34 protein-coding genes and 3 pseudogenes are annotated in these 22,974 nt (G+C 69.8%); 35 read left to right on the top strand and 2 right to left on the bottom strand.

Going from position 1 to position 22,974, the window contains the following annotated elements; all coding sequences use genetic code 11:
* Positions 1-67: 67 nt before the first annotated feature.
* The 34 genes and pseudogenes from rpsL (at position 68) to QQK22_RS10960 (ending at position 20,657) form a co-directional block, all read left to right on the top strand.
* Positions 68-442 carry a 30S ribosomal protein S12 gene (rpsL, locus tag QQK22_RS11125; RefSeq protein ID WP_284251011.1) on the top strand — a complete coding sequence of 125 codons (375 nt, stop codon included), beginning with the start codon at positions 68-70 and terminating at the stop codon, positions 440-442.
* A complete protein-coding gene (rpsG, locus tag QQK22_RS11120) occupies positions 442-912 on the top strand; it encodes a 30S ribosomal protein S7 (RefSeq protein ID WP_284251010.1) in 471 nt (156 codons plus the stop codon). Before rpsL ends, rpsG begins: the two co-directional genes overlap by 1 nt.
* Before the next feature lie 104 nt (positions 913-1,016).
* Positions 1,017-3,119 carry an elongation factor G gene (fusA, locus tag QQK22_RS11115; RefSeq protein WP_284251009.1) on the top strand — a complete coding sequence of 701 codons (2,103 nt, stop codon included), beginning with the start codon at positions 1,017-1,019 and terminating at the stop codon, positions 3,117-3,119.
* 105 nt (positions 3,120-3,224) lie between these two features.
* The gene (gene tuf, locus QQK22_RS11110; protein ID WP_284251008.1) at positions 3,225-4,415 is read left to right on the top strand and encodes an elongation factor Tu; all 1,191 of its coding nucleotides are present in this window, start codon (positions 3,225-3,227) and stop codon (positions 4,413-4,415) included.
* Between the two features lie 481 nt (positions 4,416-4,896).
* On the top strand, positions 4,897-5,205 hold the full coding sequence (gene rpsJ, locus QQK22_RS11105) for a 30S ribosomal protein S10 (protein ID WP_109228855.1): 309 nt from the start codon (positions 4,897-4,899) through the stop codon (positions 5,203-5,205).
* A gap of 10 nt (positions 5,206-5,215) precedes the next feature.
* Positions 5,216-5,872: a 50S ribosomal protein L3 gene (gene rplC, locus QQK22_RS11100; RefSeq protein WP_284251007.1), complete on the top strand. Its 657-nt coding sequence runs from the start codon at positions 5,216-5,218 to the stop codon at positions 5,870-5,872.
* Between the two features lie 2 nt (positions 5,873-5,874).
* Positions 5,875-6,534 carry a 50S ribosomal protein L4 gene (gene rplD / locus QQK22_RS11095; RefSeq protein ID WP_284251006.1) on the top strand — a complete coding sequence of 220 codons (660 nt, stop codon included), beginning with the start codon at positions 5,875-5,877 and terminating at the stop codon, positions 6,532-6,534.
* On the top strand, positions 6,531-6,833 hold the full coding sequence (gene rplW / locus QQK22_RS11090) for a 50S ribosomal protein L23 (protein WP_284251005.1): 303 nt from the start codon (positions 6,531-6,533) through the stop codon (positions 6,831-6,833). Before rplD ends, rplW begins: the two co-directional genes overlap by 4 nt.
* Before the next feature lie 29 nt (positions 6,834-6,862).
* Complete coding sequence (rplB, locus tag QQK22_RS11085; protein WP_284251004.1) at positions 6,863-7,699, top strand: 50S ribosomal protein L2; 837 nt, start codon at positions 6,863-6,865, stop codon at positions 7,697-7,699.
* A gap of 15 nt (positions 7,700-7,714) precedes the next feature.
* The gene (gene rpsS, locus QQK22_RS11080) at positions 7,715-7,996 is read left to right on the top strand and encodes a 30S ribosomal protein S19 (protein WP_108719197.1); all 282 of its coding nucleotides are present in this window, start codon (positions 7,715-7,717) and stop codon (positions 7,994-7,996) included.
* Between the two features lie 41 nt (positions 7,997-8,037).
* Positions 8,038-8,395 (top strand): annotated as a pseudogene (gene rplV / locus QQK22_RS11075) (50S ribosomal protein L22).
* The gene (gene rpsC / locus QQK22_RS11070; protein WP_284251003.1) at positions 8,395-9,189 is read left to right on the top strand and encodes a 30S ribosomal protein S3; all 795 of its coding nucleotides are present in this window, start codon (positions 8,395-8,397) and stop codon (positions 9,187-9,189) included. Before rplV ends, rpsC begins: the two are co-directional and overlap by 1 nt.
* A 5-nt stretch (positions 9,190-9,194) precedes the next feature.
* Positions 9,195-9,614 (top strand): 50S ribosomal protein L16, encoded by a 420-nt coding sequence (gene rplP / locus QQK22_RS11065; protein ID WP_284251002.1) that lies wholly within the window; start codon positions 9,195-9,197, stop codon positions 9,612-9,614.
* Positions 9,614-9,853 (top strand): 50S ribosomal protein L29, encoded by a 240-nt coding sequence (gene rpmC, locus QQK22_RS11060; protein ID WP_284251001.1) that lies wholly within the window; start codon positions 9,614-9,616, stop codon positions 9,851-9,853. The genes rplP and rpmC overlap by 1 nt, the downstream gene beginning before the upstream one ends.
* 8 nt (positions 9,854-9,861) lie before the next feature.
* On the top strand, positions 9,862-10,152 hold the full coding sequence (rpsQ, locus tag QQK22_RS11055) for a 30S ribosomal protein S17 (protein ID WP_284252696.1): 291 nt from the start codon (positions 9,862-9,864) through the stop codon (positions 10,150-10,152).
* Between the two features lie 70 nt (positions 10,153-10,222).
* Positions 10,223-10,591, top strand: coding sequence for a 50S ribosomal protein L14 (rplN, locus tag QQK22_RS11050; protein WP_284250999.1), 369 nt, complete (start codon positions 10,223-10,225; stop codon positions 10,589-10,591).
* Positions 10,592-10,594: 3 nt separating this feature from the next.
* Entirely contained in the window at positions 10,595-10,942 is a 348-nt protein-coding gene (rplX, locus tag QQK22_RS11045) for a 50S ribosomal protein L24 (RefSeq protein ID WP_284250997.1), read from the top strand.
* Entirely contained in the window at positions 10,942-11,535 is a 594-nt protein-coding gene (gene rplE, locus QQK22_RS11040) for a 50S ribosomal protein L5 (protein WP_284250996.1), read from the top strand. Before rplX ends, rplE begins: the two co-directional genes overlap by 1 nt.
* Position 11,536: 1 nt before the next feature.
* Positions 11,537-11,722 carry a type Z 30S ribosomal protein S14 gene (locus tag QQK22_RS11035; RefSeq protein WP_284250995.1) on the top strand — a complete coding sequence of 62 codons (186 nt, stop codon included), beginning with the start codon at positions 11,537-11,539 and terminating at the stop codon, positions 11,720-11,722.
* A gap of 67 nt (positions 11,723-11,789) precedes the next feature.
* Positions 11,790-12,188, top strand: a complete 399-nt coding sequence (rpsH, locus tag QQK22_RS11030) for a 30S ribosomal protein S8 (RefSeq protein WP_284250993.1) — start codon at positions 11,790-11,792, stop codon at positions 12,186-12,188.
* Positions 12,189-12,201: 13 nt separating this feature from the next.
* Positions 12,202-12,738, top strand: a complete 537-nt coding sequence (gene rplF, locus QQK22_RS11025) for a 50S ribosomal protein L6 (protein WP_284250991.1) — start codon at positions 12,202-12,204, stop codon at positions 12,736-12,738.
* Positions 12,739-12,740: 2 nt separating this feature from the next.
* Positions 12,741-13,091 (top strand): annotated as a pseudogene (gene rplR / locus QQK22_RS11020) (50S ribosomal protein L18); the annotation flags it as partial.
* 57 nt (positions 13,092-13,148) lie between these two features.
* Entirely contained in the window at positions 13,149-13,838 is a 690-nt protein-coding gene (gene rpsE, locus QQK22_RS11015; RefSeq protein WP_284252693.1) for a 30S ribosomal protein S5, read from the top strand.
* The gene (gene rpmD / locus QQK22_RS11010; RefSeq protein ID WP_284250989.1) at positions 13,838-14,020 is read left to right on the top strand and encodes a 50S ribosomal protein L30; all 183 of its coding nucleotides are present in this window, start codon (positions 13,838-13,840) and stop codon (positions 14,018-14,020) included. The genes rpsE and rpmD overlap by 1 nt, the downstream gene beginning before the upstream one ends.
* Positions 14,020-14,526, top strand: coding sequence for a 50S ribosomal protein L15 (gene rplO / locus QQK22_RS11005; RefSeq protein WP_284250988.1), 507 nt, complete (start codon positions 14,020-14,022; stop codon positions 14,524-14,526). Before rpmD ends, rplO begins: the two co-directional genes overlap by 1 nt.
* A gap of 106 nt (positions 14,527-14,632) precedes the next feature.
* Positions 14,633-15,943: a preprotein translocase subunit SecY gene (gene secY / locus QQK22_RS11000; protein ID WP_284250987.1), complete on the top strand. Its 1,311-nt coding sequence runs from the start codon at positions 14,633-14,635 to the stop codon at positions 15,941-15,943.
* Positions 15,944-15,957: 14 nt separating this feature from the next.
* Positions 15,958-16,515 (top strand): adenylate kinase, encoded by a 558-nt coding sequence (locus tag QQK22_RS10995; RefSeq protein ID WP_284252691.1) that lies wholly within the window; start codon positions 15,958-15,960, stop codon positions 16,513-16,515.
* Positions 16,516-16,751: 236 nt separating this feature from the next.
* A complete protein-coding gene (infA, locus tag QQK22_RS10990) occupies positions 16,752-16,973 on the top strand; it encodes a translation initiation factor IF-1 (RefSeq protein ID WP_135848539.1) in 222 nt (73 codons plus the stop codon).
* A 56-nt stretch (positions 16,974-17,029) separates the two neighbouring features.
* Positions 17,030-17,143, top strand: a complete 114-nt coding sequence (gene rpmJ / locus QQK22_RS10985) for a 50S ribosomal protein L36 (protein ID WP_015883600.1) — start codon at positions 17,030-17,032, stop codon at positions 17,141-17,143.
* Positions 17,144-17,298: 155 nt separating this feature from the next.
* Positions 17,299-17,679 (top strand): 30S ribosomal protein S13, encoded by a 381-nt coding sequence (rpsM, locus tag QQK22_RS10980; RefSeq protein WP_284250977.1) that lies wholly within the window; start codon positions 17,299-17,301, stop codon positions 17,677-17,679.
* Between the two features lie 61 nt (positions 17,680-17,740).
* Positions 17,741-18,148 carry a 30S ribosomal protein S11 gene (rpsK, locus tag QQK22_RS10975; protein ID WP_109228831.1) on the top strand — a complete coding sequence of 136 codons (408 nt, stop codon included), beginning with the start codon at positions 17,741-17,743 and terminating at the stop codon, positions 18,146-18,148.
* Between the two features lie 134 nt (positions 18,149-18,282).
* Positions 18,283-19,293: a DNA-directed RNA polymerase subunit alpha gene (locus tag QQK22_RS10970; RefSeq protein ID WP_284250974.1), complete on the top strand. Its 1,011-nt coding sequence runs from the start codon at positions 18,283-18,285 to the stop codon at positions 19,291-19,293.
* Positions 19,294-19,342: 49 nt separating this feature from the next.
* Positions 19,343-19,861 carry a 50S ribosomal protein L17 gene (rplQ, locus tag QQK22_RS10965; protein WP_284250972.1) on the top strand — a complete coding sequence of 173 codons (519 nt, stop codon included), beginning with the start codon at positions 19,343-19,345 and terminating at the stop codon, positions 19,859-19,861.
* A 67-nt stretch (positions 19,862-19,928) separates the two neighbouring features.
* A complete protein-coding gene (locus QQK22_RS10960) occupies positions 19,929-20,657 on the top strand; it encodes an alpha/beta fold hydrolase (protein ID WP_284250971.1) in 729 nt (242 codons plus the stop codon).
* Here the strand turns inward: QQK22_RS10960 and QQK22_RS10955 are convergent.
* Positions 20,647-21,394 (bottom strand): annotated as a pseudogene (locus QQK22_RS10955) (ROK family protein). The gene QQK22_RS10960 and the pseudogene QQK22_RS10955 overlap by 11 nt on opposite strands.
* Before the next feature lie 31 nt (positions 21,395-21,425).
* Between QQK22_RS10955 and truA the strand changes: the two are divergent.
* Positions 21,426-22,274 (top strand): tRNA pseudouridine(38-40) synthase TruA, encoded by an 849-nt coding sequence (gene truA, locus QQK22_RS10950; RefSeq protein WP_284250970.1) that lies wholly within the window; start codon positions 21,426-21,428, stop codon positions 22,272-22,274.
* Positions 22,275-22,277: 3 nt separating this feature from the next.
* Here the strand turns inward: truA and QQK22_RS10945 are convergent, their stop codons facing one another.
* A complete protein-coding gene (locus tag QQK22_RS10945) occupies positions 22,278-22,709 on the bottom strand; it encodes a DUF5709 domain-containing protein (protein ID WP_284250968.1) in 432 nt (143 codons plus the stop codon).
* Positions 22,710-22,974: the final 265 nt, after the last annotated feature.

Here is a 22,974-nt window from a genome sequence, read left to right as displayed (position 1 = left end):
GTAGGGGCACGGTGTCGGGGCAGGAAGTGACGCCGTACCACACCACTCATCTCGAGACGGAGAAGCAGTGCCAACGATTCAGCAGCTGGTCCGCAAGGGCCGCTCGCCCAAGACGAGCAAGTCCAAGACCCCCGCGCTCAAGGGTTCGCCCCAGCGCCGCGGCGTCTGCACCCGCGTCTACACGACCACCCCGAAGAAGCCGAACTCGGCTCTCCGCAAGGTCGCGCGCGTGAAGCTGTCCAGCCAGATGGAGGTCACGGCCTACATCCCCGGCGTCGGTCACAACCTGCAGGAGCACTCGATCGTGCTCGTGCGCGGTGGCCGTGTGAAGGACCTTCCCGGTGTCCGCTACAAGATCGTGCGCGGCGCGCTCGACACCCAGGGTGTCCGCGGCCGTCAGCAGGCCCGCAGCCGCTACGGCGCCAAGAAGGAGAAGAAGTAATGCCTCGTAAGGGCCCCGCACCCAAGCGCCCGATCGTCGTCGACCCGGTCTACGGCTCGCCCACGGTCACCCAGCTCGTCAACCGCGTGCTGCTGGACGGCAAGAAGTCCGTCGCCGAGCGGATCGTCTACGAGGCGCTCGAGGGCGTCCGCGAGAAGACCCAGGGCGACCCCGCCGCCGTGCTCAAGCGCGCGCTCGACAACGTGCGCCCCGCGCTCGAGGTCAAGTCCCGCCGCGTCGGTGGTACCACCTACCAGGTCCCGATCGAGGTCCGCCCGGCCCGCGCCACGGCGCTGGCGATGCGGTGGCTCGTGGACTACTCGCGCCAGCGTCGCGAGAAGACCATGACCGAGCGCCTCATGAACGAGATCCTCGACGCCTCCAACGGCCTCGGTGCCGCGGTGAAGCGTCGCGAGGACGTCCACAAGATGGCCGAGTCCAACCGGGCGTTCGCGCACTACCGCTGGTGATCACGGGGCCGGCCGGTCCGCCCCGGCGGACCGGCCCCCGCACCCCCTCGGTCGCGCGCACGCGTGACCCTCTCCCTGCTCAACCCGAGAAGAAATGAGCACCTGTGGCACAGGACGTGCTGACTGACCTCAATAAGGTCCGCAACATCGGCATCATGGCGCACATCGACGCCGGCAAGACCACGACGACCGAGCGGATCCTGTTCTACACCGGCGTCAACTACAAGATCGGCGAGACGCACGACGGCGCCTCGACGACCGACTGGATGGAACAGGAGAAGGAGCGCGGCATCACGATCACGTCGGCCGCCGTGACCTGCTTCTGGAACAAGAACCAGATCAACATCATCGACACCCCCGGTCACGTGGACTTCACGGTCGAGGTCGAGCGTTCGCTGCGCGTGCTCGACGGCGCCGTCGCGGTCTTCGACGGCAAGGAGGGTGTGGAGCCGCAGTCCGAGACGGTGTGGCGCCAGGCCGACAAGTACGACGTGCCGCGCATCTGCTTCGTCAACAAGATGGACAAGCTCGGCGCCGACTTCTACTTCACGGTCGACACCATCGTCTCCCGCCTCGGTGCCAAGCCGCTGGTCATCCAGCTGCCGATCGGCGCCGAGAACGAGTTCGAGGGCGTCGTCGACCTGGTCGAGATGCGTGCGCTGCTCTGGCGCGGTGAGACCGCCATGGGTGCGAACTACACGGTCGAGGAGATCCCGGCCGACCTGGCGGACGCCGCCGAGAAGTACCGCGGCGAGCTCCTCGAGGCCGTCGCCGAGACCTCCGACGAGCTGCTCGAGAAGTTCCTCGGCGGCGAGGAGCTCACCACGGCGGAGATCAAGGCCGGCATCCGCCAGCTGACGATCAGCTCGCAGGCCTACCCGGTCCTGTGCGGTTCGGCGTTCAAGAACAAGGGCGTCCAGCCCATGCTCGACGCCGTGATCGACTACCTCCCCTCGCCGCTCGACGTGCCCGACGTCACGGGTCACGACGTGCGCGACGAGGAGAAGGCGCTGTCGCGTCCGGCCGACCTCGAGGCGCCGTTCTCCGCGCTCGCGTTCAAGGTCGCCTCGCACCCCTTCTTCGGCAAGCTCACCTTCGTGCGCATCTACTCGGGCCGCATCACGCCCGGTGCCCAGGTGCTCAACGCCACGAAGGGTAAGAAGGAGCGCATCGGGAAGCTCTTCCAGATGCACGCCAACAAGGAGATGCCGGTCGAGGAGGCCACCGCCGGGCACATCTACGCCTTCATCGGGCTCAAGGAGGTGACCACGGGGGAGACCCTGTGCGACCTCCAGAACCCGATCGTGCTCGAGTCCATGACGTTCCCGGACCCGGTCATCGAGGTCGCGATCGAGCCGAAGACGAAGGGCGACCAGGAGAAGCTCGGCGTCGCCATCCAGAAGCTCGCCGAGGAGGACCCCACCTTCCAGGTCATGCTCGACCAGGAGACCGGTCAGACGGTCATCAAGGGCATGGGCGAGCTGCACCTCGACATCCTCGTGGACCGCATGCGTCGCGAGTTCAACGTCGAGGCCAACGTCGGCAAGCCGCAGGTCGCCTACCGCGAGACCATCCGCCGCAAGGTGGAGAAGGTCGACTACACCCACAAGAAGCAGACGGGTGGGTCCGGCCAGTTCGCGAAGGTGCAGGTCACGTTCGAGCCGCTGGAGTCGGAGGAGGGCGAGCTGTACGAGTTCGTCAACGCCGTCACCGGTGGTCGCGTGCCGCGCGAGTACATCCCGAGCGTCGACGCCGGCATCCAGGACGCCCTGAGCTCCGGCGTGCTGGCGGGCTTCCCGATGGTCGGGGTCAAGGCCTCGCTCATCGACGGCGCGGCCCACGACGTCGACTCCTCGGAGATGGCGTTCAAGATCGCCGGCTCCATGGTGGCGAAGGAGGGCTTCCGCAAGGCGGACCCCGTCATCCTCGAGCCGGTCATGGACGTCGAGGTGCGCACGCCCGAGGAGTACATGGGCGACGTGATCGGCGACCTCAACTCCCGCCGTGGCATGATCCAGTCGATGGAGGACGCCAGCGGGGTTAAGGTTGTCCGCGCACTGGTTCCGTTGTCGGAGCTGTTCGGCTACATCGGTGACCTGCGGTCCAAGACCCAGGGTCGTGCCGTGTACTCGATGCAGTTCAGCAACTACGCCGAGGTTCCTCGGAACGTCGCCGAGGAGATCATCAAGAAGACCCGGGGCGAGTAGTCCCACTGGTCGACCCCAGCAGTACAAGACCCATCAGACCGTAGGACACCGCCCCAGGGAACGCCCTGACCGGCGAACGACTACCGAGTTCCAGGAGGAACCACAGTGGCTAAGGCCAAGTTCGAGCGGACCAAGCCCCACGTCAACATCGGCACGATCGGCCACGTTGACCACGGCAAGACGACGCTCACCGCTGCCATCTCGAAGGTGCTGCACGACAAGCACCCCGACCTGAACCCCTTCACGCCGTTCGACGAGATCGACAAGGCGCCGGAGGAGAAGCAGCGCGGTATCACGATCAACATCGCGCACGTCGAGTACCAGACCGAGAAGCGTCACTACGCGCACGTCGACGCCCCCGGTCACGCCGACTACATCAAGAACATGATCACGGGTGCGGCGCAGATGGACGGCGCCATCCTGGTCGTGGCCGCGACCGACGGCCCGATGGCCCAGACGCGTGAGCACGTCCTGCTCGCCCGTCAGGTCGGCGTGCCGTACCTGCTCGTCGCGCTCAACAAGTCCGACATGGTCGACGACGAGGAGATCCTCGAGCTCGTCGAGATGGAGGTCCGCGAGCTGCTGTCCTCGCAGGGCTTCGACGGCGACGACGCCCCGGTCATCCGCGTCTCGGGCCTCAAGGCCCTCGAGGGCGACCCGGAGTGGGTCGCCACGGTCGAGGCGCTCATGGACGCCGTCGACGAGTCGGTCCCGGAGCCGCAGCGCGACATGGACAAGCCGTTCCTCATGCCGATCGAGGACGTCTTCACGATCACCGGTCGTGGCACCGTCGTCACCGGCAAGGTCGAGCGCGGCAAGCTGCCGATCAACTCCGAGGTCGAGATCGTCGGCATCCGCGACGCCCAGAAGACCACGGTCACGGGCATCGAGATGTTCCACAAGCAGATGGACGAGGCGTGGGCCGGCGAGAACTGCGGCCTCCTGCTCCGCGGCATCAAGCGCGAGGACGTCGAGCGCGGCCAGGTCGTCGTGAAGCCGGGCACCAACACGCCGCACACCAACTTCGAGGGCCAGGTCTACATCCTGTCCAAGTCGGAGGGTGGGCGTGACAACCCGTTCTACTCGAACTACCGCCCGCAGTTCTACTTCCGCACCACGGACGTCACCGGCGTCATCACGCTGCCCGAGGGCACCGAGATGGTTCTCCCCGGCGACAACACCGAGATGTCGGTGGAGCTCATCCAGCCCATCGCCATGGAGGAGGGCCTCGGCTTCGCGATCCGCGAGGGCGGCCGGACCATCGGTTCGGGCAAGGTCACCAAGATCATCAAGTGATCCCTGCCCGCGCGAGCGGGTGACGGAGAGCTGATCCACGAGAGCCCGGGAGCTGCTGCTCCCGGGCTCTCGTGCGTCCGGCGGCTGTGTGCGGACCGCGCGCCGGCGACGGGTAGCGGCGACGCGGAGACGTGAGCGGATGCACATCCGCCGCGGATTGGCCAGGGCGCAGCTCCTGTGGCAGACTGTCACGGTTGCCTCGTGGGAACGAGACTCGTGCGTGCGCGCAGGGCGTGCAGACGGCGAGCGGACCGGACCAGATCCGGGCGCTGCTTTCTGCCCTCTGCGGGTCGCGCTCGGGTCTCGATCCCGGCAGCCATCGCCGCCCAGCCGTCACCGGCCGGGCGCACAGACCCCGACTCGAGTACCGGCTCGCAGCACGCGAGTGCGCCGCCCGGGTAGGTCGCATGCGCGACACGCCCGAGCGCGGGGGTCGGTCAGCAGTTCACGAGCGGTAACGACGAGAGAGAGTCAGACAGCTATGGCGGGACAGAAGATCCGCATCCGGCTGAAGTCCTACGACCACGAGGTCATCGACAGCTCGGCGCGCAAGATCGTCGACACGGTGACCCGTGCCGGTGCAACGGTGGTCGGCCCCGTGCCGCTGCCGACGGAGAAGAACGTGTACTGCGTCATCCGTTCTCCGCACAAGTACAAGGACAGCCGCGACCACTTCGAGATGCGCACCCACAAGCGCCTCATCGACATCATCGACCCGACGCCGAAGGCCGTCGACTCGCTCATGCGTCTCGACCTCCCGGCGGACGTCAACATCGAGATCAAGCTCTGAGGATCCGACCATGACTTCCACAACCACCAGCCCCGCCGTGACGGCGCTGCTCGGGACGAAGCTCGGCATGACCCAGGTCTGGGACGACGCCGGCAAGCTCGTCCCGGTGACGGTCGTCCGCGTCGGTACCAACGTGGTCTCGGCCGTCCGCACGCAGGAGACGGACGGCTACGAGGCCGTGCAGCTCGCGTTCGGTCAGATCGACCCGCGCAAGGTGAGCCAGCCCCTCAAGGGCCACTTCGCCGCGGCCGGCGTCACGCCGCGCCGCCACGTCGTCGAGATCCGCACCGCGTCCGCGGGTGTGACCCCCGGGACCGAGATCACCGCCGAGGCCTTCGAGGCCGGCGCGAAGGTCGACGTCATCGGCACCACCAAGGGCAAGGGCACCGCCGGTGTCATGAAGCGTCACGGCTTCTCCGGCGTCGGCGCCTCCCACGGTGCGCACCGCAACCACCGCAAGCCCGGCTCGATCGGTGGCGCCTCGACGCCGTCGCGCGTCTTCAAGGGCATGCGCATGGCCGGTCGCATGGGTAACGCCCGCAAGACGATCCAGAACCTGACGATCCACTCGGTCGACGTCGCCGCCGGGCTCCTCCTGGTCGCGGGCCCCGTGCCCGGCGCCAAGGGCTCGCTCGTCGTCGTCCGCACCGCCGTGAAGGGGGCGTGACCATGACCTCCATCGACGTCATCGACGCCACGGGCGCGAAGGCCGGCCAGGCCGACCTCCCCGCCGAGGTCTTCGACGTGACCACCAACGTGCCGCTGATCCACCAGGTCGTGGTGGCGCAGCTCGCCGCGGCCCGCCAGGGCACGCACAAGACCAAGACGCGGGCCGAGGTCCGTGGTGGCGGCAAGAAGCCGTACAAGCAGAAGGGCACCGGTCGTGCCCGTCAGGGTTCGACCCGCGCGCCGCAGTTCGCCGGCGGTGGTGTGGTCCACGGCCCGACGCCGCGCGACTACAGCCAGCGCACGCCCAAGAAGATGAAGGCCGCCGCCCTCCGCGGCGCCCTGTCCGACCGGGCGCGCGCCGGCCGCGTGCACGTCGTCTCCGACCTCGCGGTCGAGACGCCGTCGACGAAGGCCGCCCTCACGGCGCTGCGCGCCGCCACCTCGGCGAACCGCGTGCTCGCCGTCGTCGGACGCGACGAGGACGTGGCGTGGCTCAGCCTGCGCAACGTCGTCGAGGTCCACCTCGTGAGCCCCGACCAGCTGAACACCTACGACGTCCTCGTCAACGACGACGTCGTGTTCACCTCGGCCGCGCTCGAGGCCTTCCTGGCCGGCGCCGTCGTGGTGCCCGTGCCGACCACCGAGGAGGACGCCAAGTGAGCGCCATCGGCAAGGACCCGCGCGACATCCTGATCGCGCCGGTCGTCTCCGAGAAGAGCTACAGCCTGCTCGACGCGGGCAAGTACACCTTCCTCGTCGACCCCCGCGCCAACAAGACCGAGATCAAGATCGCGGTCGAGCAGGTGTTCGGGGTCAAGGTTGCCGACGTCAACACGCTCAACCGGCCGGGCAAGTCCCGCCGCACGCGCGTCGGCATCGGCAAGCGCAAGGACACCAAGCGCGCGATCGTCACGCTGCGCGAGGGCTCGATCGACATCTTCGGCGGTCCGGTCTCCTGACCGGCGTCGATGGGATGAGGACCTAGATCATGGGAATCCGTAAGTACAAGCCGACGACGCCGGGCCGGCGCGGTTCGTCCGTCGCCGACTTCGTCGAGATCACCCGGTCGACGCCTGAGAAGTCGCTCGTGCGTCCGCTCAGCAAGACCGGTGGCCGCAACTCGACCGGCCGCATCACCACCCGCCACAAGGGTGGTGGCCACAAGCGCGCCTACCGCGTGATCGACTTCCGTCGTCACGACAAGGACGGCGTGCCCGCCAAGGTCGCGCACATCGAGTACGACCCCAACCGCACGGCGCGCATCGCGCTGCTGCACTACGCGGACGGCGAGAAGCGCTACATCATCGCGCCGAACAAGCTCCGTCAGGGCGACCCGATCGAGCAGGGGCCGAACGCCGACATCAAGCCCGGCAACAACCTGCCGATGCGCAACATCCCCACGGGTACGGTCATCCACGCCGTGGAGCTGCGCCCCGGTGGCGGCGCGAAGATCGCCCGCTCGGCGGGGGCCTCCGTGCAGCTCGTCGCGAAGGACGGCCCCTACGCCCAGCTGCGCATGCCGTCCGGCGAGATCCGCAACGTCGACGTCCGCTGCCGCGCGACGGTCGGCGAGGTCGGCAACGCCGAGCAGTCGAACATCAACTGGGGCAAGGCCGGCCGCATGCGCTGGAAGGGCAAGCGCCCGACCGTCCGCGGTGTCGCCATGAACCCGGTCGACCACCCGCACGGTGGTGGTGAGGGCAAGACCTCCGGTGGACGCCACCCGGTCAGCCCGTGGGGCAAGCCCGAGGGCCGCACCCGTCGTCCTGGCAAGCCGAGCGACAAGCTCATCGTGCGCCGTCGGCGTACCGGCAAGAAGCGCTGATAGGGAGTACGAAGCATGCCTCGCAGCCTGAAGAAGGGCCCCTTCGTCGACGGCCACCTCCAGAAGAAGGTGGACGTGCAGAACGAGAAGGGCACGAAGAACGTCATCAAGACGTGGTCGCGCCGGTCGATGATCACGCCTGATTTCCTCGGTCACACGTTCGCGGTGCACGACGGCCGCAAGCACGTCCCGGTGTTCGTCACCGAGTCGATGGTCGGGCACAAGCTCGGAGAGTTCGCCCCGACCCGCACCTACCGTGGCCACGACAAGGACGACCGCAAGGCCCGTCGCCGCTGACGCGGGGACGGAACCTGACGGTCGTAGAAAAGGACAGACACATGGAAGCCAAGGCGCAGGTGCGGTACCTCCGCGTCACGCCCCAGAAGGCTCGCCGCGTCGTGGACACCATCCGTGGCAAGCGGGCCGAGGAGGCGGTGGCACTGCTGGGGTTCGCCCCCAGGCCGCCGCCGTCGACGTGCGCAAGCTCGTCAGCAGCGCGATCGCCAACGCCCGGGTGAAGGCCGACGCCGCGAGCGTCCGGTTCGACCCGAGCGAGCTCGTCATCGCGGAGGCGTTCGTGGACGAGGGCCCGACGCTCAAGCGGATCCGTCCGCGTGCCCAGGGCGCGCCGCGCGCGTCCTCAAGCGCACCAGCCACATCACGGTGATCGTGGCGCCGAAGGAAGGGGCTCGCTGATGGGCCAGAAGGTCAACCCGCTCGGGTTCCGGCTCGGCATCACGACCGAGCACCGTTCGAAGTGGTTCGCCGACTCGACCAAGCCGGGTCAGCGCTACCGCGACTACGTCCGCGAGGACGTGCAGATCCGCCGTCTGATGTCGGCGGGCCTCGAGCGCGCCGGCGTGTCGAAGGTGCAGATCGAGCGCACCCGTGACCGCGTGCACGTCACGCTGCACACCGCGCGTCCGGGCATCGTCATCGGTCGCCGCGGCGCCGAGGCCGACCGCCTGCGCGGCGAGCTCGAGAAGCTCACGGGCAAGCAGGTCACCCTGAACATCCACGAGGTCAAGAACCCCGAGCTGGACGCCCAGCTCGTGGCGCAGGGCATCGCGGAGCAGCTCGCCAGCCGCGTCGCTTTCCGTCGCGCCATGCGCAAGGGCATGCAGTCCGCGCAGCGCGCGGGGGCCAAGGGCATCCGGGTGCAGTGCTCGGGCCGCCTGGGCGGCGCCGAGATGAGCCGCAAGGAGTTCTACCGCGAGGGCCGCGTGCCCCTGCACACGCTCCGCGCGAACATCGACTACGGCTTCTTCGAGGCGCGCACCACCTTCGGTCGCATCGGCGTGAAGGTCTGGATCTACAAGGGCGACATGACCGAGCGCGAGTACGCGGCCGAGCAGGCCGGCGCGCCGGCCCGCGGCCGTGGCCCGCGTCCCGACCGTGGCGACCGCCCCCGCGGCCGTCGCGACGAGGGCACCGCCCCCGCCGCTGCGCCCACCGAGGCGGCTCCGGCCGCCACCGGAACGGAGGCCTGACACCGATGCTTATCCCCAGGCGGACCAAGCACCGCAAGCAGCACCACCCGAAGCGTCGCGGCGCCGCCACCGGCGGTACCGCGATCTCGTTCGGCGAGTTCGGCATCCAGGCGGTCGAGGGTGGTTACCTCACCAACCGTCAGATCGAGTCGGCACGTATCGCCATGACCCGTCACATCAAGCGTGGTGGAAAGGTGTGGATCAACATCTACCCCGACCGTCCGCTGACCAAGAAGCCGGCCGAGACCCGCATGGGTTCCGGTAAGGGTTCGGTCGAGTGGTGGATCGCCAACATCAAGCCCGGTCGCGTGCTCTTCGAGCTGGCCGGCGTCCCCGAGCCCCTGGCGCGCGAGGCCATGCGCCGCGCGCAGCACAAGCTCCCGATGAAGACCCGCTTCTTGCGGCGCGAGGGTGGTGACCTCTGATGGCAGTGGGTTCGAAGGACCTGCAGACGTCCGAGCTGGACGGCATGGACGACGAGCGTCTCGTCGCCGAGCTGCGCAAGGCCAAGGACGAGCTGTTCCACCTCCGGTTCGCCTCGGCGACCGGCCAGCTGGAGAGCCACGGGCGCCTCAAGGAGGTCAAGCGCGACATCGCGCGGATCTACACGGTCCTGCGTGAGCGCGAGCTCGGGATCCGTACCGCCCCGACGAGCGTGAAGTGAGCGAAGCAATGACGAACGACGCTGTGACGCAGGACGTCACCGACGAGACGCGGCCCTACCGCAAGACGCGCCAGGGCTACGTGGTCAGCGACAAGATGGACAAGACCGTCGTGGTCGAGCTCGAGGACCGGGTCAAGCACCCGCTCTACGGCAAGGTCATCCGTCGCACGACCAAGGTCAAGGCGCACGACGAGGTCGAGACCGCCGGCATCGGCGACCTCGTCCTCATCATGGAGACGCGGCCGCTCTCCGCCACCAAGCGGTGGCGCGTGGTCGAGGTCATCGAGAAGGCTCGCTGACCACCAGTAATTATCCGTTCGGCCAGGCCCGGCACATGCCGAGAACCGGCACGACGACAGGAGCAGGTTCATGATCCAGCAGGAGTCGCGACTGAAGGTCGCCGACAACACGGGTGCCAAGGAGATCCTCTGCATCCGCGTTCTCGGTGGCTCAGGCCGTCGCTACGCCGGCATCGGCGACACCATCGTCGCCACCGTCAAGGACGCCATCCCCGGTGGCAACGTCAAGAAGGGCGACGTCGTCAAGGCGGTCGTGGTGCGCACCCGCAAGGAGCGCCGCCGTCCCGACGGTTCCTACATCCGTTTCGACGAGAACGCGGCCGTCATCCTCAAGCAGGACGGCGAGCCCCGTGGCACGCGCATCTTCGGCCCGGTCGGGCGCGAGCTGCGTGACAAGAAGTTCATGCGCATCGTCTCGCTCGCCCCGGAGGTGATCTGAGTTATGGCGAAGATCAAGAAGGGCGACCTCGTCGTCGTGATCTCCGGCAGCCGCGCCGACCGCGGCAAGCAGGGCCGTGTCCTCGAGGTGTTCACCGAGACCAACCGCGTGGTGGTCGAGGGCATCAAGCGCGTCACGAAGCACACCAAGGTGTCGCAGTCGCAGCGCGGCAGCCGCACGGGTGGCATCGAGACCGTCGAGGCCCCGATCCACATCAGCAACGTGATGCTCGTCGACCCGGAGTCCAAGAAGGGCACCCGGATCGGCTACCGCACCGAGGAAGTCGAGCGCGACGGCCGCAAGCGCACCGTCAGGGTCCGCATCGCCAAGCGCTCCGGTAAGGACGTGTGATGACCGAGACCATCGACACCACCGAGCAGGTCGAGGGCGCCACCAAGGTGGCTCCCCGCCTCAAGACCCGCTACCGCGCGGAGATCGTCCCAGCGCTGCGCGAGGAGTTCGCCTTCCCGAACGTCAACCAGGTTCCCGGCCTCGCGAAGGTCGTCGTGAACATGGGTGTGGGCGACGCGGCGCGCGACTCCAAGCTCATCGAGGGCGCGATCCGCGACCTCTCGCTGATCACGGGTCAGAAGCCGCAGGTCACCAAGGCCCGCAAGTCCATCGCGCAGTTCAAGCTCCGCGAGGGCCAGCCGATCGGTGCGCACACCACGCTGCGCGGCGACCGCATGTGGGAGTTCGTCGACCGTCTGGTTTCGATCGCCCTCCCGCGCATCCGCGACTTCCGTGGTCTCTCGCCGAAGCAGTTCGACGGTCGGGGCAACTACACGTTCGGTCTGACCGAGCAGTCGATGTTCCACGAGATCGACCAGGACTCCATCGACCGCGTGCGCGGCATGGACATCACGGTCGTGACCACCGCAACGTCCGACGACGAGGGCCGGTCGCTCCTGCGCCACCTCGGCTTCCCGTTCAAGGAGAACTGACATGGCGAAGACCGCCCTGGTGCGCAAGGCCGCCGGCAAGCAGAAGTTCGCCGTGCGGGGCTACACGCGCTGCAACCGCTGCGGGCGTCCCCGCTCGGTGTACCGCAAGTTCGGCCTGTGCCGCATCTGCCTGCGGGAGATGGCCCTCGCGGGTCAGCTCCCCGGCATCACCAAGAGCAGCTGGTAACAACTACGCCGCAGGTCCCCACCTGTTTCAGGTGGGGGAAACCACGGCGAGGAAGGGCACGAGCCCGATGACGATGACAGACCCCATCGCAGACATGCTCACGCGTCTGCGCAACGCGAACTCCGCGTACCACGAGACGGTCAAGATGCCGTACTCGAAGCTCAAGTCGCACATCGCCGAGATCCTCCAGGCGGAGGGTTACATCGCGGGATGGAGCGAGGAGGAGGCCGAGGTCGGCAAGACCCTCGTGCTGAACCTCAAGTTCGGCCCCCAGCGCGAGCGCTCGCTCGCCGGTGTGCGCCGCGTGTCGAAGCCCGGCCTGCGCGTGTACGCCAAGTCCACCAACCTGCCCCAGGTGCTCGGCGGCCTGGGCGTGGCGATCCTGTCCACGTCCTCCGGTCTGCTCACCGACCGTCAGGCTGCGAAGAAGGGCGTGGGTGGGGAAGTCCTCGCCTACGTCTGGTAAGGGAGGAACGACAATGTCCCGCATTGGGAAGATCCCGGTCGTGGTCCCCGCAGCCGTCGACGTCTCGCTCGCCGAGCGCGTCGTGACGGTCAAGGGCCCGAAGGGCACGCTGACGCACACGGTCCCGAACCCGATCGAGGTGTCGCACACCGACGGCACGCTCGTGGTGACGCGTCCGAACGACGAGCGCCTCTCGCGCTCGCTGCACGGCCTCACGCGCACGCTGCTGGCGAACCTCATCACCGGCGTGACCGACGGCTACGAGAAGAAGCTCGAGATCGTCGGCACCGGTTACCGCGTGGTGGCCAAGGGCAGCGACCTCGAGTTCGCGCTCGGTTTCAGCCACCCCGTCACGGTGAAGGCGCCCGCGGGCATCACCTTCGCCGTCGAGTCGCCCACGAAGTTCTCGGTGGCCGGCATCGACAAGCAGCAGGTCGGCGAGGTCGCCGCCAACATCAGGAAGATCCGCAAGCCGGAGCCCTACAAGGGCAAGGGCGTGCGGTACGCGGGCGAGCAGGTCCGCCGCAAGGTCGGAAAGGCTGGTAAGTAGCCATGGCGATCTCCATCAAGTCGGCTGGCAAGTCGACGGTGAAGGCCCGCAAGCGCCGCCACCTCCGCATCCGCAAGCGCCTCGTCGGCACCGCCGAGCGTCCGCGCCTCGTGGTCACCCGGTCCGCGCGCCACATCGTGGCGCAGATCGTGGACGACGCCACGGGCACGACGCTCGCCTCGGCCAGCACGCTCGAGGCCGACCTCCGCGCGAGCTCCGACGTCAAGGTCGACAAGGCCAAGACGGTCGGCGGCCTCGTCGCCAAGCGCGCCGTCGCCGCCGGGGTGACCACCGTGGTCTTCGACCGCGGCGGGAACGCGTACCACGGCCGTGTCGCCGCCGTCGCCGACGGCGCCCGCGAGGAGGCCTGTCCCTGTGATGACCTTCCGCAAGCACGAGAGGAACATCTGATGGCTGCACCGCAGCGCACCAGGACCGCCGGGGCACCGACCACCGGGACCGGCGGCAACGAGAACGACCGCGCCGGCGGCCGCGGCGAGCGTCGCGGTGGCGGCGACCGTCGTGGTGACCGCGGCGGTCGCGACGCCGAGCGCAGCCAGTTCGTCGAGCGCGTCGTCACGATCAACCGCGTCGCCAAGGTCGTCAAGGGCGGTCGTCGCTTCAGCTTCACGGCCCTCGTGGTCGTGGGCGACGGCGACGGAACGGTCGGCGTCGGCTACGGCAAGGCCAAGGAGGTCCCCTCCGCGATCGCCAAGGGTGTCGAGGAGGCGAAGAAGAACTTCTTCCGCGTCCCGCGCATCGGCAGCACCATCCCGCACGTCGTGCAGGGTGAGGCCGCCGCGGGCGTCGTCTTCCTCCGTCCCGCCTCGCCGGGTACCGGGGTCATCGCGGGCGGTCCCGTCCGCGCGGTCCTCGACTGCGCCGGCATCCACGACGTGCTGAGCAAGTCGCTCGGTTCGTCGAACGCGATCAACATCGTCCACGCGACGGTGGAGGCCCTGCGCTCGCTCGAGCAGCCCGAGGCCGTGGCGGCTCGCCGCGGTCTCCCGCTCGAGCACGTCGTGCCCGCCCCGCTCCTGCGCGCCCAGGCCGCCGGTCGGGCCGAGGCCGCCGCGAAGATCTCGGCGGGGGTGTCCTGATGGCACAGCTCCAGGTCACGCAGACCAAGTCCGCCATCGGCGGGAAGCAGAACCAGCGCAACACGCTGCGCACGCTCGGCCTCGGCAAGATCGGCCGCGTGACGGTCCGTGAGGACAACGCCCAGGTGCGCGGCATGATCCAGGTGGTCAACCACCTGGTGAAGGTCGAGGAGGTCGACTGATGGCAGAGTCGAAGAAGAGCGCGGCCGCGAAGGCCGACGAGAAGGAGGTGACTCCGGCGTCGCGGACGCTGCGGGTCCACCACCTGCGTCCCGCCCCCGGTGCCCACACCCCGAAGACCCGCGTGGGTCGCGGTGAGGGCTCGAAGGGTAAGACGGCCGGCCGCGGTACCAAGGGTACGAAGGCTCGCTACCAGGTGCCTGCCGGCTTCGAGGGTGGGCAGATGCCGATGCACATGCGCCTCCCGAAGCTGCGCGGGTTCACCAACCCGTTCCGCACCGAGTACCAGGTCGTGAACCTGGACCGGCTCGCGGAGCTGTTCCCCCAGGGCGGCACGATCACGGTCGACGACCTGGCCGCGGCCGGGGCGGTCCGCCCCAACCGTCCGGTCAAGGTGCTCGGCACCGGCGACCTCGGCGGTGTGAAGCTCGACATCACGGCACAGCGGTTCTCCGCCAGCGCGAGGGACAAGATCCTCGCCGCCGGCGGCAGCGCCACTCAGGCCTGAGCACGACGGGTGGCGACGTAGGGTTCTCTACGTCGCCACCCGTCGTCGTCTCTCGTCCCTCCGCGCCCCCGCGCGGGGGACCACCCCCACCTGACCTGGAGGAAGCGTGCTAGGCGCATTCGCTCAAGCGTTTCGGACCCCCGACCTGAGGCGCAAGCTGCTGTTCACGATGGGGATCATCGCGATCTTCCGCCTGGGGTCGTTCATCCCCAGCCCCGGGGTGAACTACGCCAACGTCCAGATCTGCGTCGGCCAGTCCGGCGACAACGACATCCTGGGCCTGATCAACCTGTTCTCCGGCGGTGCACTGCTGCAGCTGTCGGTGTTCGCGCTCGGGATCATGCCGTACATCACGGCCAGCATCATCGTGCAGCTGCTCCGTGTGGTCATCCCGCGGTTCGAGGCGCTGCACAAGGAGGGCCAGTCGGGTACCGCGAAGCTCACGCAGTACACCCGCTACCTCACGATCTTCCTGGCGATCCTCCAGGCCACCACCATCGTCACCACCGCGCGCACCGGTGTGCTGTTCCAGGGCTGTGGTGCCTCGGGCGACGCCACACCCGTCATCGCCGACGACAGCATCATCACCATCCTGCTGGTCATCCTGACGATGACCGCCGGCACCGGCCTCGTCATGTGGCTCGCCGAGCTGGTGACCGAGCGCGGCGTCGGCAACGGCATGTCGCTGCTGATCTTCATCTCGATCGCCGCCAGCTTCCCGACCGCGCTCTGGTCCGTGACGCAGACGCCCGGTGGCGCGACGACGTTCGCGATCGTGATGGCGATGGCGCTGGTGCTCATCGTCGCCGTCGTCTTCGTCGAGCAGTCGCAGCGCCGCATCCCGGTGCAGTACGCCAAGCGCATGGTCGGTCGCCGCACCTACGGCGGGACCAGCACCTACATCCCGATCAAGATCAACATGTCCGGCGTCATCCCGGTGATCTTCGCGTCCTCGATCCTGGCGCTGCCGACGCTCGCGGCCCAGTTCGGGGACCAGAGCGAGGGCTGGGTCCAGTGGATCCTCGTCAACGTCGCCGACCCGGGTGCGCCGCTGCACCTGGCGATCTTCGCCGTGATGATCCTGTTCTTCGCCTTCTTCTACACCTCGATCACGTTCAACCCGGACGAGACCGCGGACAACATGAAGCGCTACGGCGGGTTCGTGCCGGGCTACCGTGCCGGCCGCCCGACGGCGGAGTACCTGCGCTACGTGGTCACCCGCATCACGTCGGCCGGGTCGATCTACCTGCTGATCGTGGCGCTGATCCCGACGATCGCGTTCGTGGCCCTCGGCATCAGTGCGAGCGTGCCGTTCGGTGGCACGTCGCTGCTGATCATCGTGGGCGTCGGCCTCGAGACGGTGAAGCAGATCGACAGCCAGCTGCAGCAGCGGCACTACGAGGGGATCCTGAAGTGACGCGTCTGGTGATCATGGGCCCGCAGGGCTCGGGCAAGGGCACCCAGGCGGTCCGCGTCGCCGAGGCGCTGGGGATCCCGGCGATCTCGACCGGGGACATCTTCCGGGCGAACATCAAGGGTGACACCGAGCTGGGGCGTCTCGCGCGGTCCTACACGGACCGGGGCGAGCTCGTCCCGGACGAGGTGACCAACAGCATGGTGCGCGACCGCCTCGCGCAGGAGGACGCCACGGGCGGGTTCCTGCTCGACGGCTACCCCCGCAACGCCGCCCAGGTGGCCGAGCTCGACGCGATCCTCGAGGGCAGCGGCACCGCGCTCGACGGCGTCGTCGAGCTCGACGTCGCCGAGGACGAGCTGCTCGAGCGGCTCTCCCGGCGCGCCGAGCTCGAGGGTCGGGCCGACGACACCCCTGACGCCATCCGCCGCAGGCTCGCGGTCTACCACGAGCAGACGGCGCCGCTGGCGGACGCGTACGCCGCGCGCGGGATCCACGCCCGTGTGGCCGGTGCCGGTGAGGTCGAGGCGATCACCGCCGCCGTCCTCCACGCGGTCCGGCAGCTGACCGACTGACGCCCGCCCCGGGTGGCGGCGATCCGTCGGCGCCCGGGGACGGGGGAGCGGTGGACGTCGCACGACCGCGTTCGCCGGGCCGCGCGCGATCGCGTATGCTTGCCCGTTGGGTCTGCGCTCAGGCGCAGCGCCCGCCGGCGGATCCCTGACGGGAGACCCGCCACCACCCGCGGACCCCTCACCGGGAGCCGCACCGTGCCACGACCGCGTGGCGCCCCGAGGAGTTAGTGGAGGACATGGGGAAGAAGGACAACGTCATCGAGATCGAGGGTGTCGTGGTCGAGGCGCTGCCGAACGCGATGTTCCGCGTGGAGCTGAGCAACGGTCACAAGGTGCTCGCCATGATCTCCGGGAAGATGCGGCAGAACTACATCCGGATCCTCCCCGAGGACCGGGTCGTCGTCGAGCTCACGCCCTACGACCTGTCCCGCGGCCGCATCGTCTACCGCTACAAGTAACACCCGCCACTCACGCAAGCCGCTGCCCGCAGGGCGTGCGGCGGCAAGGAACGATCATGAAGGTCAAGCCCAGCGTCAAGCCGATCTGCGACAAGTGCAAGGTGATCCGCCGGCACGGTCGCGTCATGGTGATCTGCGAGAACCTGCGCCACAAGCAGCGCCAGGGCTGAACACCCTGGCAGGTGGCACCACCGCCACCAGCGCGTCGTCACCGCCGCGCGAGTGCCCTGAGCACCCGCGCGGCGACCCCCGGTCCGGAGGCCGGGGCCCTCGATCCGAGGGATGACGAGGCGACCGACCTCCGGTTGCACGACGGAGACACCGCATGGCACGTCTTGTCGGCGTCGACCTCCCCCGCGACAAGCGGCTCGAGGTGGCGCTCACCTACATCTTCGGAATCGGCCGCACCCGTGCGGACGAGACCCTCGCCGCGACGGGCATCAGCCCCGACCTGCGGGTGCGCGAGCTCGGCGACGCCGAGCTCGTCGCGCTGCGCGACCACATCGAGGCGAACTACAAGACCGAGGGCGACCTTCGCCGCGAGGTCGCAGCCGACATCCGCCGCAAGGTCGAGATCGGTTCGTACGAGGGCCTCCGGCACCGCCGCGGCCTTCCGGTGCGCGGTCAGCGCACGAAGACCAACGCGCGTACCCGCAAGGGTCCGAAGCGGACCGTGGCCGGCAAGAAGAAGGCCGGTCGCAAGTAGCCGCTCTGGCCGTCGCCCCGCGACGGCCGGCGGTCCGACGACCTCGACGAAGGACGAGTAGATGCCTCCCAAGACCCGCGCCGCCTCCGGCGCCCGCAAGACGCGCCGCAAGGAGAAGAAGAATGTCTCCCACGGTCACGCGTACATCAAGTCGACGTTCAACAACACGATCGTCTCCATCACGGACCCCTCGGGTGCCGTGATCGCCTGGGCCTCCTCCGGCCAGGTCGGCTTCAAGGGTTCGCGCAAGTCGACCCCGTTCGCGGCGCAGCTCGCCGCCGAGGCCGCCGCCCGCCGCGCCCAGGAGCACGGCATGAAGAAGGTCGACGTCTTCGTGAAGGGCCCGGGTTCGGGCCGCGAGACCGCGATCCGCTCGCTCCAGGCCACCGGCCTGGAGGTCGGCTCGATCTCCGACGTGACGCCCCAGGCGCACAACGGCGTTCGTCCGCCCAAGCGCCGTCGCGTCTGATCGCGTCCCACCGCTGATCCACCGCTCGCCGGTGGGTGCCACGCGCACCCACCGGCGCAGCCGCGCCGGTGGCACCCCGCCACCGGCTCCTCGCACGGACGTCAAATAGCGGACGTCCCAAGGAAGGAACCACCGTGCTCATCGCACAGCGCCCCACCCTGACCGAAGAGGTCGTCGCCGACAACCGTTCGCGGTTCGTCATCGAGCCCCTCGAGCCCGGCTTCGGCTACACGCTCGGCAACTCGATGCGTCGCACCCTCCTGTCCTCCATCCCCGGTGCCGCCGTCACCAGCATCCGCATCGACGGCGTGCTGCACGAGTTCACCACCGTGGACGGGGTGAAGGAGGACGTCACCGAGATCATCCTCAACATCAAGAACGTCGTCGTCTCCTCGGAGAACGACGAGCCGGTCGTGATGTACCTGCGCAAGCAGGGTCCCGGTGTCGTGACCGCCGCCGACATCACCCCGCCGGCCGGCGTGGAGATCCACAACCCGGACCTCCACATCGCCACGGTCAACGGCAAGGGCAAGCTCGAGGTCGAGCTGACGGTGGAGCGCGGCCGCGGCTACGTCTCGGCCCAGCAGAACAAGGCCTACGACAGCGAGATCGGCCGCATCCCGGTCGACTCGATCTACTCCCCGGTCCTGAAGGTCACGTACAAGGTCGAGGCCACGCGTGTCGAGCAGCGCACCGACTTCGACCGTCTCGTGGTCGACGTCGAGACGAAGCGTGCGATCTCGCCGCGCGACGCCGTCGCGTCCGCCGGCAAGACGCTCGTGGAGCTGTTCGGTCTCGCCCGCGAGCTGAACACCGCGGCCGAGGGCATCGAGATCGGCCCCTCGCCGACCGACGTCGAGCTCGCGCAGGACCTGGCCCTCCCGATCGAGGACCTGGACCTGACGATCCGCTCGTACAACTGCCTCAAGCGCGAGGGCATCCACTCCGTGGGTGAGCTCGTGGCCCGCAGCGAGGCCGACCTCCTGGACATCCGCAACTTCGGCGCCAAGTCGATCGTGGAGGTCAAGGAGAAGCTGGCCGGCCTGGGGCTCTCGCTCAAGGACAGCCCGGCCGACTTCGACCCGTCGCTCGTGGCCGACGCCTACGACGGCGACGACGCGGACTTCGACCAGAACTTCAGCTGACCACCACCATTTCGAGGTCGCCTGAGGTGACCTGACCCGAGGAGACACCATGCCCACGCCCACCAAGGGCCCCCGCCTCGGAGGCGGACCGGCACACGAGCGACTCATGCTGGGGAACCTGGCCACGTCGCTGTTCGAGCACCGTCGCATCACGACGACGGAGGCGAAGGCCAAGCGCCTGCGCCCGCTCGCCGAGCGGATGGTCACGTTCGCGAAGCGCGGCGACCTCGCCGCGCGCCGTCGCGTCATGACGGTCGTCAAGGACAAGGGCGTCGTGCACGCCCTGTTCACGGAGATCGCCCCGCTCGTCGCGGATCGTCCCGGCGGCTACACCCGCATCACCAAGGTCGGCCCGCGCAAGGGCGACAACGCCCCCATGGCGGTCATCGAGCTGGTGCTCGAGCCGCTCAGCGCCAAGCAGGCCACGGTCGCCGAGGCGACGGCCGCGACGCGCCGAGCCTCGAAGAAGGGCGACGCCCCGGTGCAGGACGCGCCGGTCGAGGACGCGCCCGTCGACGAGACGGCCGAAGCTCCCGCGGAGAAGGCCGACGAGGCCGACGCCAAGTGAGTCGTGGCGAGGCCCGGACCGCAGCTGCGGTCCGGGCCTCGTCGCACCCCGGGCGAGGATGGTGCGCATGACCGGTGCCGCAGCCCCCACCCGCGTCGTGCTCGTGCACGGCGTGCGCACCTCGGCGACGATGTGGCGCGCGCAGGTCGCGACGCTGGCCACGCACGGGTACGAGGCTGTCGCCGTCGACCTGCCGGGGCACGGGACACGGCGCGACGAACCGTTCACCCTGGCCCGTGCGTGCGCGGTCCTGGACGAGGCGGTGGCGGGAGCGGCGGGGCGCGTGGTCGTCGTCGGGCTCTCGCTCGGTGGCTACGTGACGCTGCACTGGGCGGCGCGCGGCGGTCGCTGCGACGGCGTCGTCGTCTCCTCGTGCACGGCGCTGCCCGGCACCCCGGTGCACCGGGCCTTCATCGCGATCTCACGGGTGATCGGCGCGAGCGGTGGCGGCGCGGACCGCCTGAGCGGGATCGCCGCCCGGCTGGCCGTCGGGGCGAGCGGCGCGGTCGACGTCGGGGCGGGCGGTCTCGCGAGCGCGGGCCAGGCGGCGACGCTGACCGCGGTGCTCGCCGCGAACCCGCTCGCGGATCTCGCCGCGCTCGAGGACCGGGGCCTCCCGCTGCGCTTCGTCATCGGGGAGTGGGACCACTTCCGCCTCGACGAGCGAGCGTTCCGCGCGGCCGCGCCGTCGGCGTCCTGGGTCCTCGTGCGCCGGGCGAACCACCTCGTGAGCCTCCACCGGCCGCGCGCCTACGGCCGGGCCCTGCTGGACGCGCTCGAGGCCGTCAGCGGCTGATCGACCAGGCGCGCACGCCGCCGACGATCCCGGCGGAGTTCGGGACCACGACGACGTCGTCACCCAGCCGTTCCACGGTGGCCGCGCTCACCCGTCGCGCGTTGCCGCCGCCCAGGTACAGGCGGTCCCAGACGAGCACGGGGGCCAGGGCCTCGACCACGCGCCGCACGCGCCGCGACCAGTGGGCGTCCCCGAGCCGGAGCCGCTCGTGCTCGCCGATGTACTCGTCGTAGGTCAGGCCCCACCGGACGGGCGCCTGGCTCAGCTCGAGGTGCGGGGCCAGGCGGCCGCCGTCGAACACGGCGTTGCCCAGCCCGGTCCCGAGGGTGAGGACGACCTCGAGCCCCGTCCCGGCCACCACGCCGCACCCGTGGACCTCGGCGTCGTTCAGCACGAGCGCCGGGACCCCGAGCAGGGCGGCGACCTCTCGCTCGACGTCGAACCCCGACCACGCCGCCACGAGCTCCGGCAGCACGCGAGTGCGCGGGCCGCCGCGCGTGATGTAGTGCGGCGTCGTGACCACGACGCCGTGGCGCACCATCCCCGGCATCCCGATCGTCACGCGGTCGGCCGGGGGAGCTGCGCCGCGAGCGCGGCGACCTCGGCCAGCAGACGGTCCGGGGGAGGGGATAAGGGGTCGGCCGCCGGACGGCGGGGGCACGGAGCGTCCCCGCCGCATCGAGCACCGAGGCCTTGATGCCGCCGCCCCCGCAGTCCACCGCCAGCGTCGCCTCCACGGGGTCCGAACCTAGGCGATAACCTCGCGGGATGCCCACCTCCACCCCCGACGTGGTCCGACTGCGTCTCGACGTGGCCTACGACGGCACCGACTTCTCCGGCTGGGCCGTCCAGCCGGGCCGCCGCACGGTGCAGGGTGAGCTGACCCGGGCGCTGGACACCGTGCTGCGCACACCCGTCACGCTCACCGTCGCCGGACGCACCGACGCCGGGGTGCACGCGCGCGGTCAGGTCGTCCACCTCGACGTCCCCCGGGCGGCGTGGGAGGCGGTCCCCGGGCGCAGCGACCGCGCTCCCGGCGACGTGCTCGTGACCCGCGTCGCGGGCGTGGCGCCGGCCGACGTCGTGCTCCGGCGCGCCGCCGTCGTCCCCGACGCGTTCGACGCGCGGTTCTCGGCCCTGTGGCGCCGCTACACCTACCGGATCGACGACGGCGCCGCCGCCGACCCGCTGACCCGGGCCTGGGTGCTGCGCCACCGCCGCGCGCTCGACGCTCCGGCGATGCACGACGCCGTCCGTCGACTGCTCGGCGAGCACGACTTCCTGGCCTACTGCCGACCGCGCGAGGGTGCCACGACCATCCGGACGCTGCAGGAGGCCGCGGTGGGGCGCGAGGCGGGGGTCGTGGCGATCACGGTGCGCGCCGACGCGTTCTGCCACTCGATGGTGCGCTCGCTCGTGGGGGCGCTGCTCGCCGTCGGCGAGGGCCGGCGGGAGGTGGCGTGGCCGCGGGAGGTGCTGGACGCGGTGCGACGCGACGGCGCCGTCGCCGTCGCACCGCCGACCGGTCTGGTGCTCGAGGAGGTCGGGTACCCGCCCGACGCGGAGCTCGCCGAGCGTGCGCGCACCGCGCGGGCGGTGCGCACGCTGGGCGGCTGAGCCTCAGTCGTACTCGGGCTCGAGGCCTCGGGACTCACGGTCCTCGACGGCCTGCAGCTCCTCGAGCGACGTGGTGTGCACCGCTGCCTCCTCGGCCCCGGCCGCCCCACCGGCGACACCCGCGTCGCGCGCCCAGGCGTCCTGCGCGCGGCCCGCGTCCCCGGACTCCTCCAGGCGACCGGCACGGTCGGACTCGCGACCGGCCTCCGGGGCGTCCCACAGGTCGGGCTCCTCCTGGGCGAGGCGGTCCGCGAGCGGCTGGGCGGTCTGCTCCTCGAGGGCGGTCTCGCCCCAGTGGCTGCGGCTGTCGCGGTCCGGCGGCGAGTAGCTCTCGTCGAGCGGGTCCGCGACCGGGGCGTCGTCGAGCGTGTCGCCGGCGGACAGCTGGTCGCCGTCGGGCTCGGCGACCTGTTCGGGGTCGAGGTGTTCCGTCATCGCTCCACTGTGGCACCGCCGCGCGCCGGAGACCAGGGAGGTGCTCGACGCGACGCGGATCACGCCCCTGTCCCGGCTGCCAGTTTTGACGGGCGGGTCCGCCCGCAGTACGCTTGATCGTCGTTGTGCGTTCGCGCGCCAACGCTCCAGGACATCGTCACCGCCGAGCGCGGTCGGTCCGGACGGGGCGTCAGCAGCGGGGCAGGTCGCCGGAGCAGGCTCCGCGGTCGTCCAGCACACACCGCAACCATCAGGTTCCACCGGT

It is taken from the genome of Litorihabitans aurantiacus (assembly GCF_030161595.1).
Classification (GTDB): Bacteria; Actinomycetota; Actinomycetes; order Actinomycetales; family Beutenbergiaceae; genus Litorihabitans; species Litorihabitans aurantiacus.
Note: the sequence above shows the minus strand (reverse complement) of the source record. Positions and strands in the feature narration are given on the sequence as shown.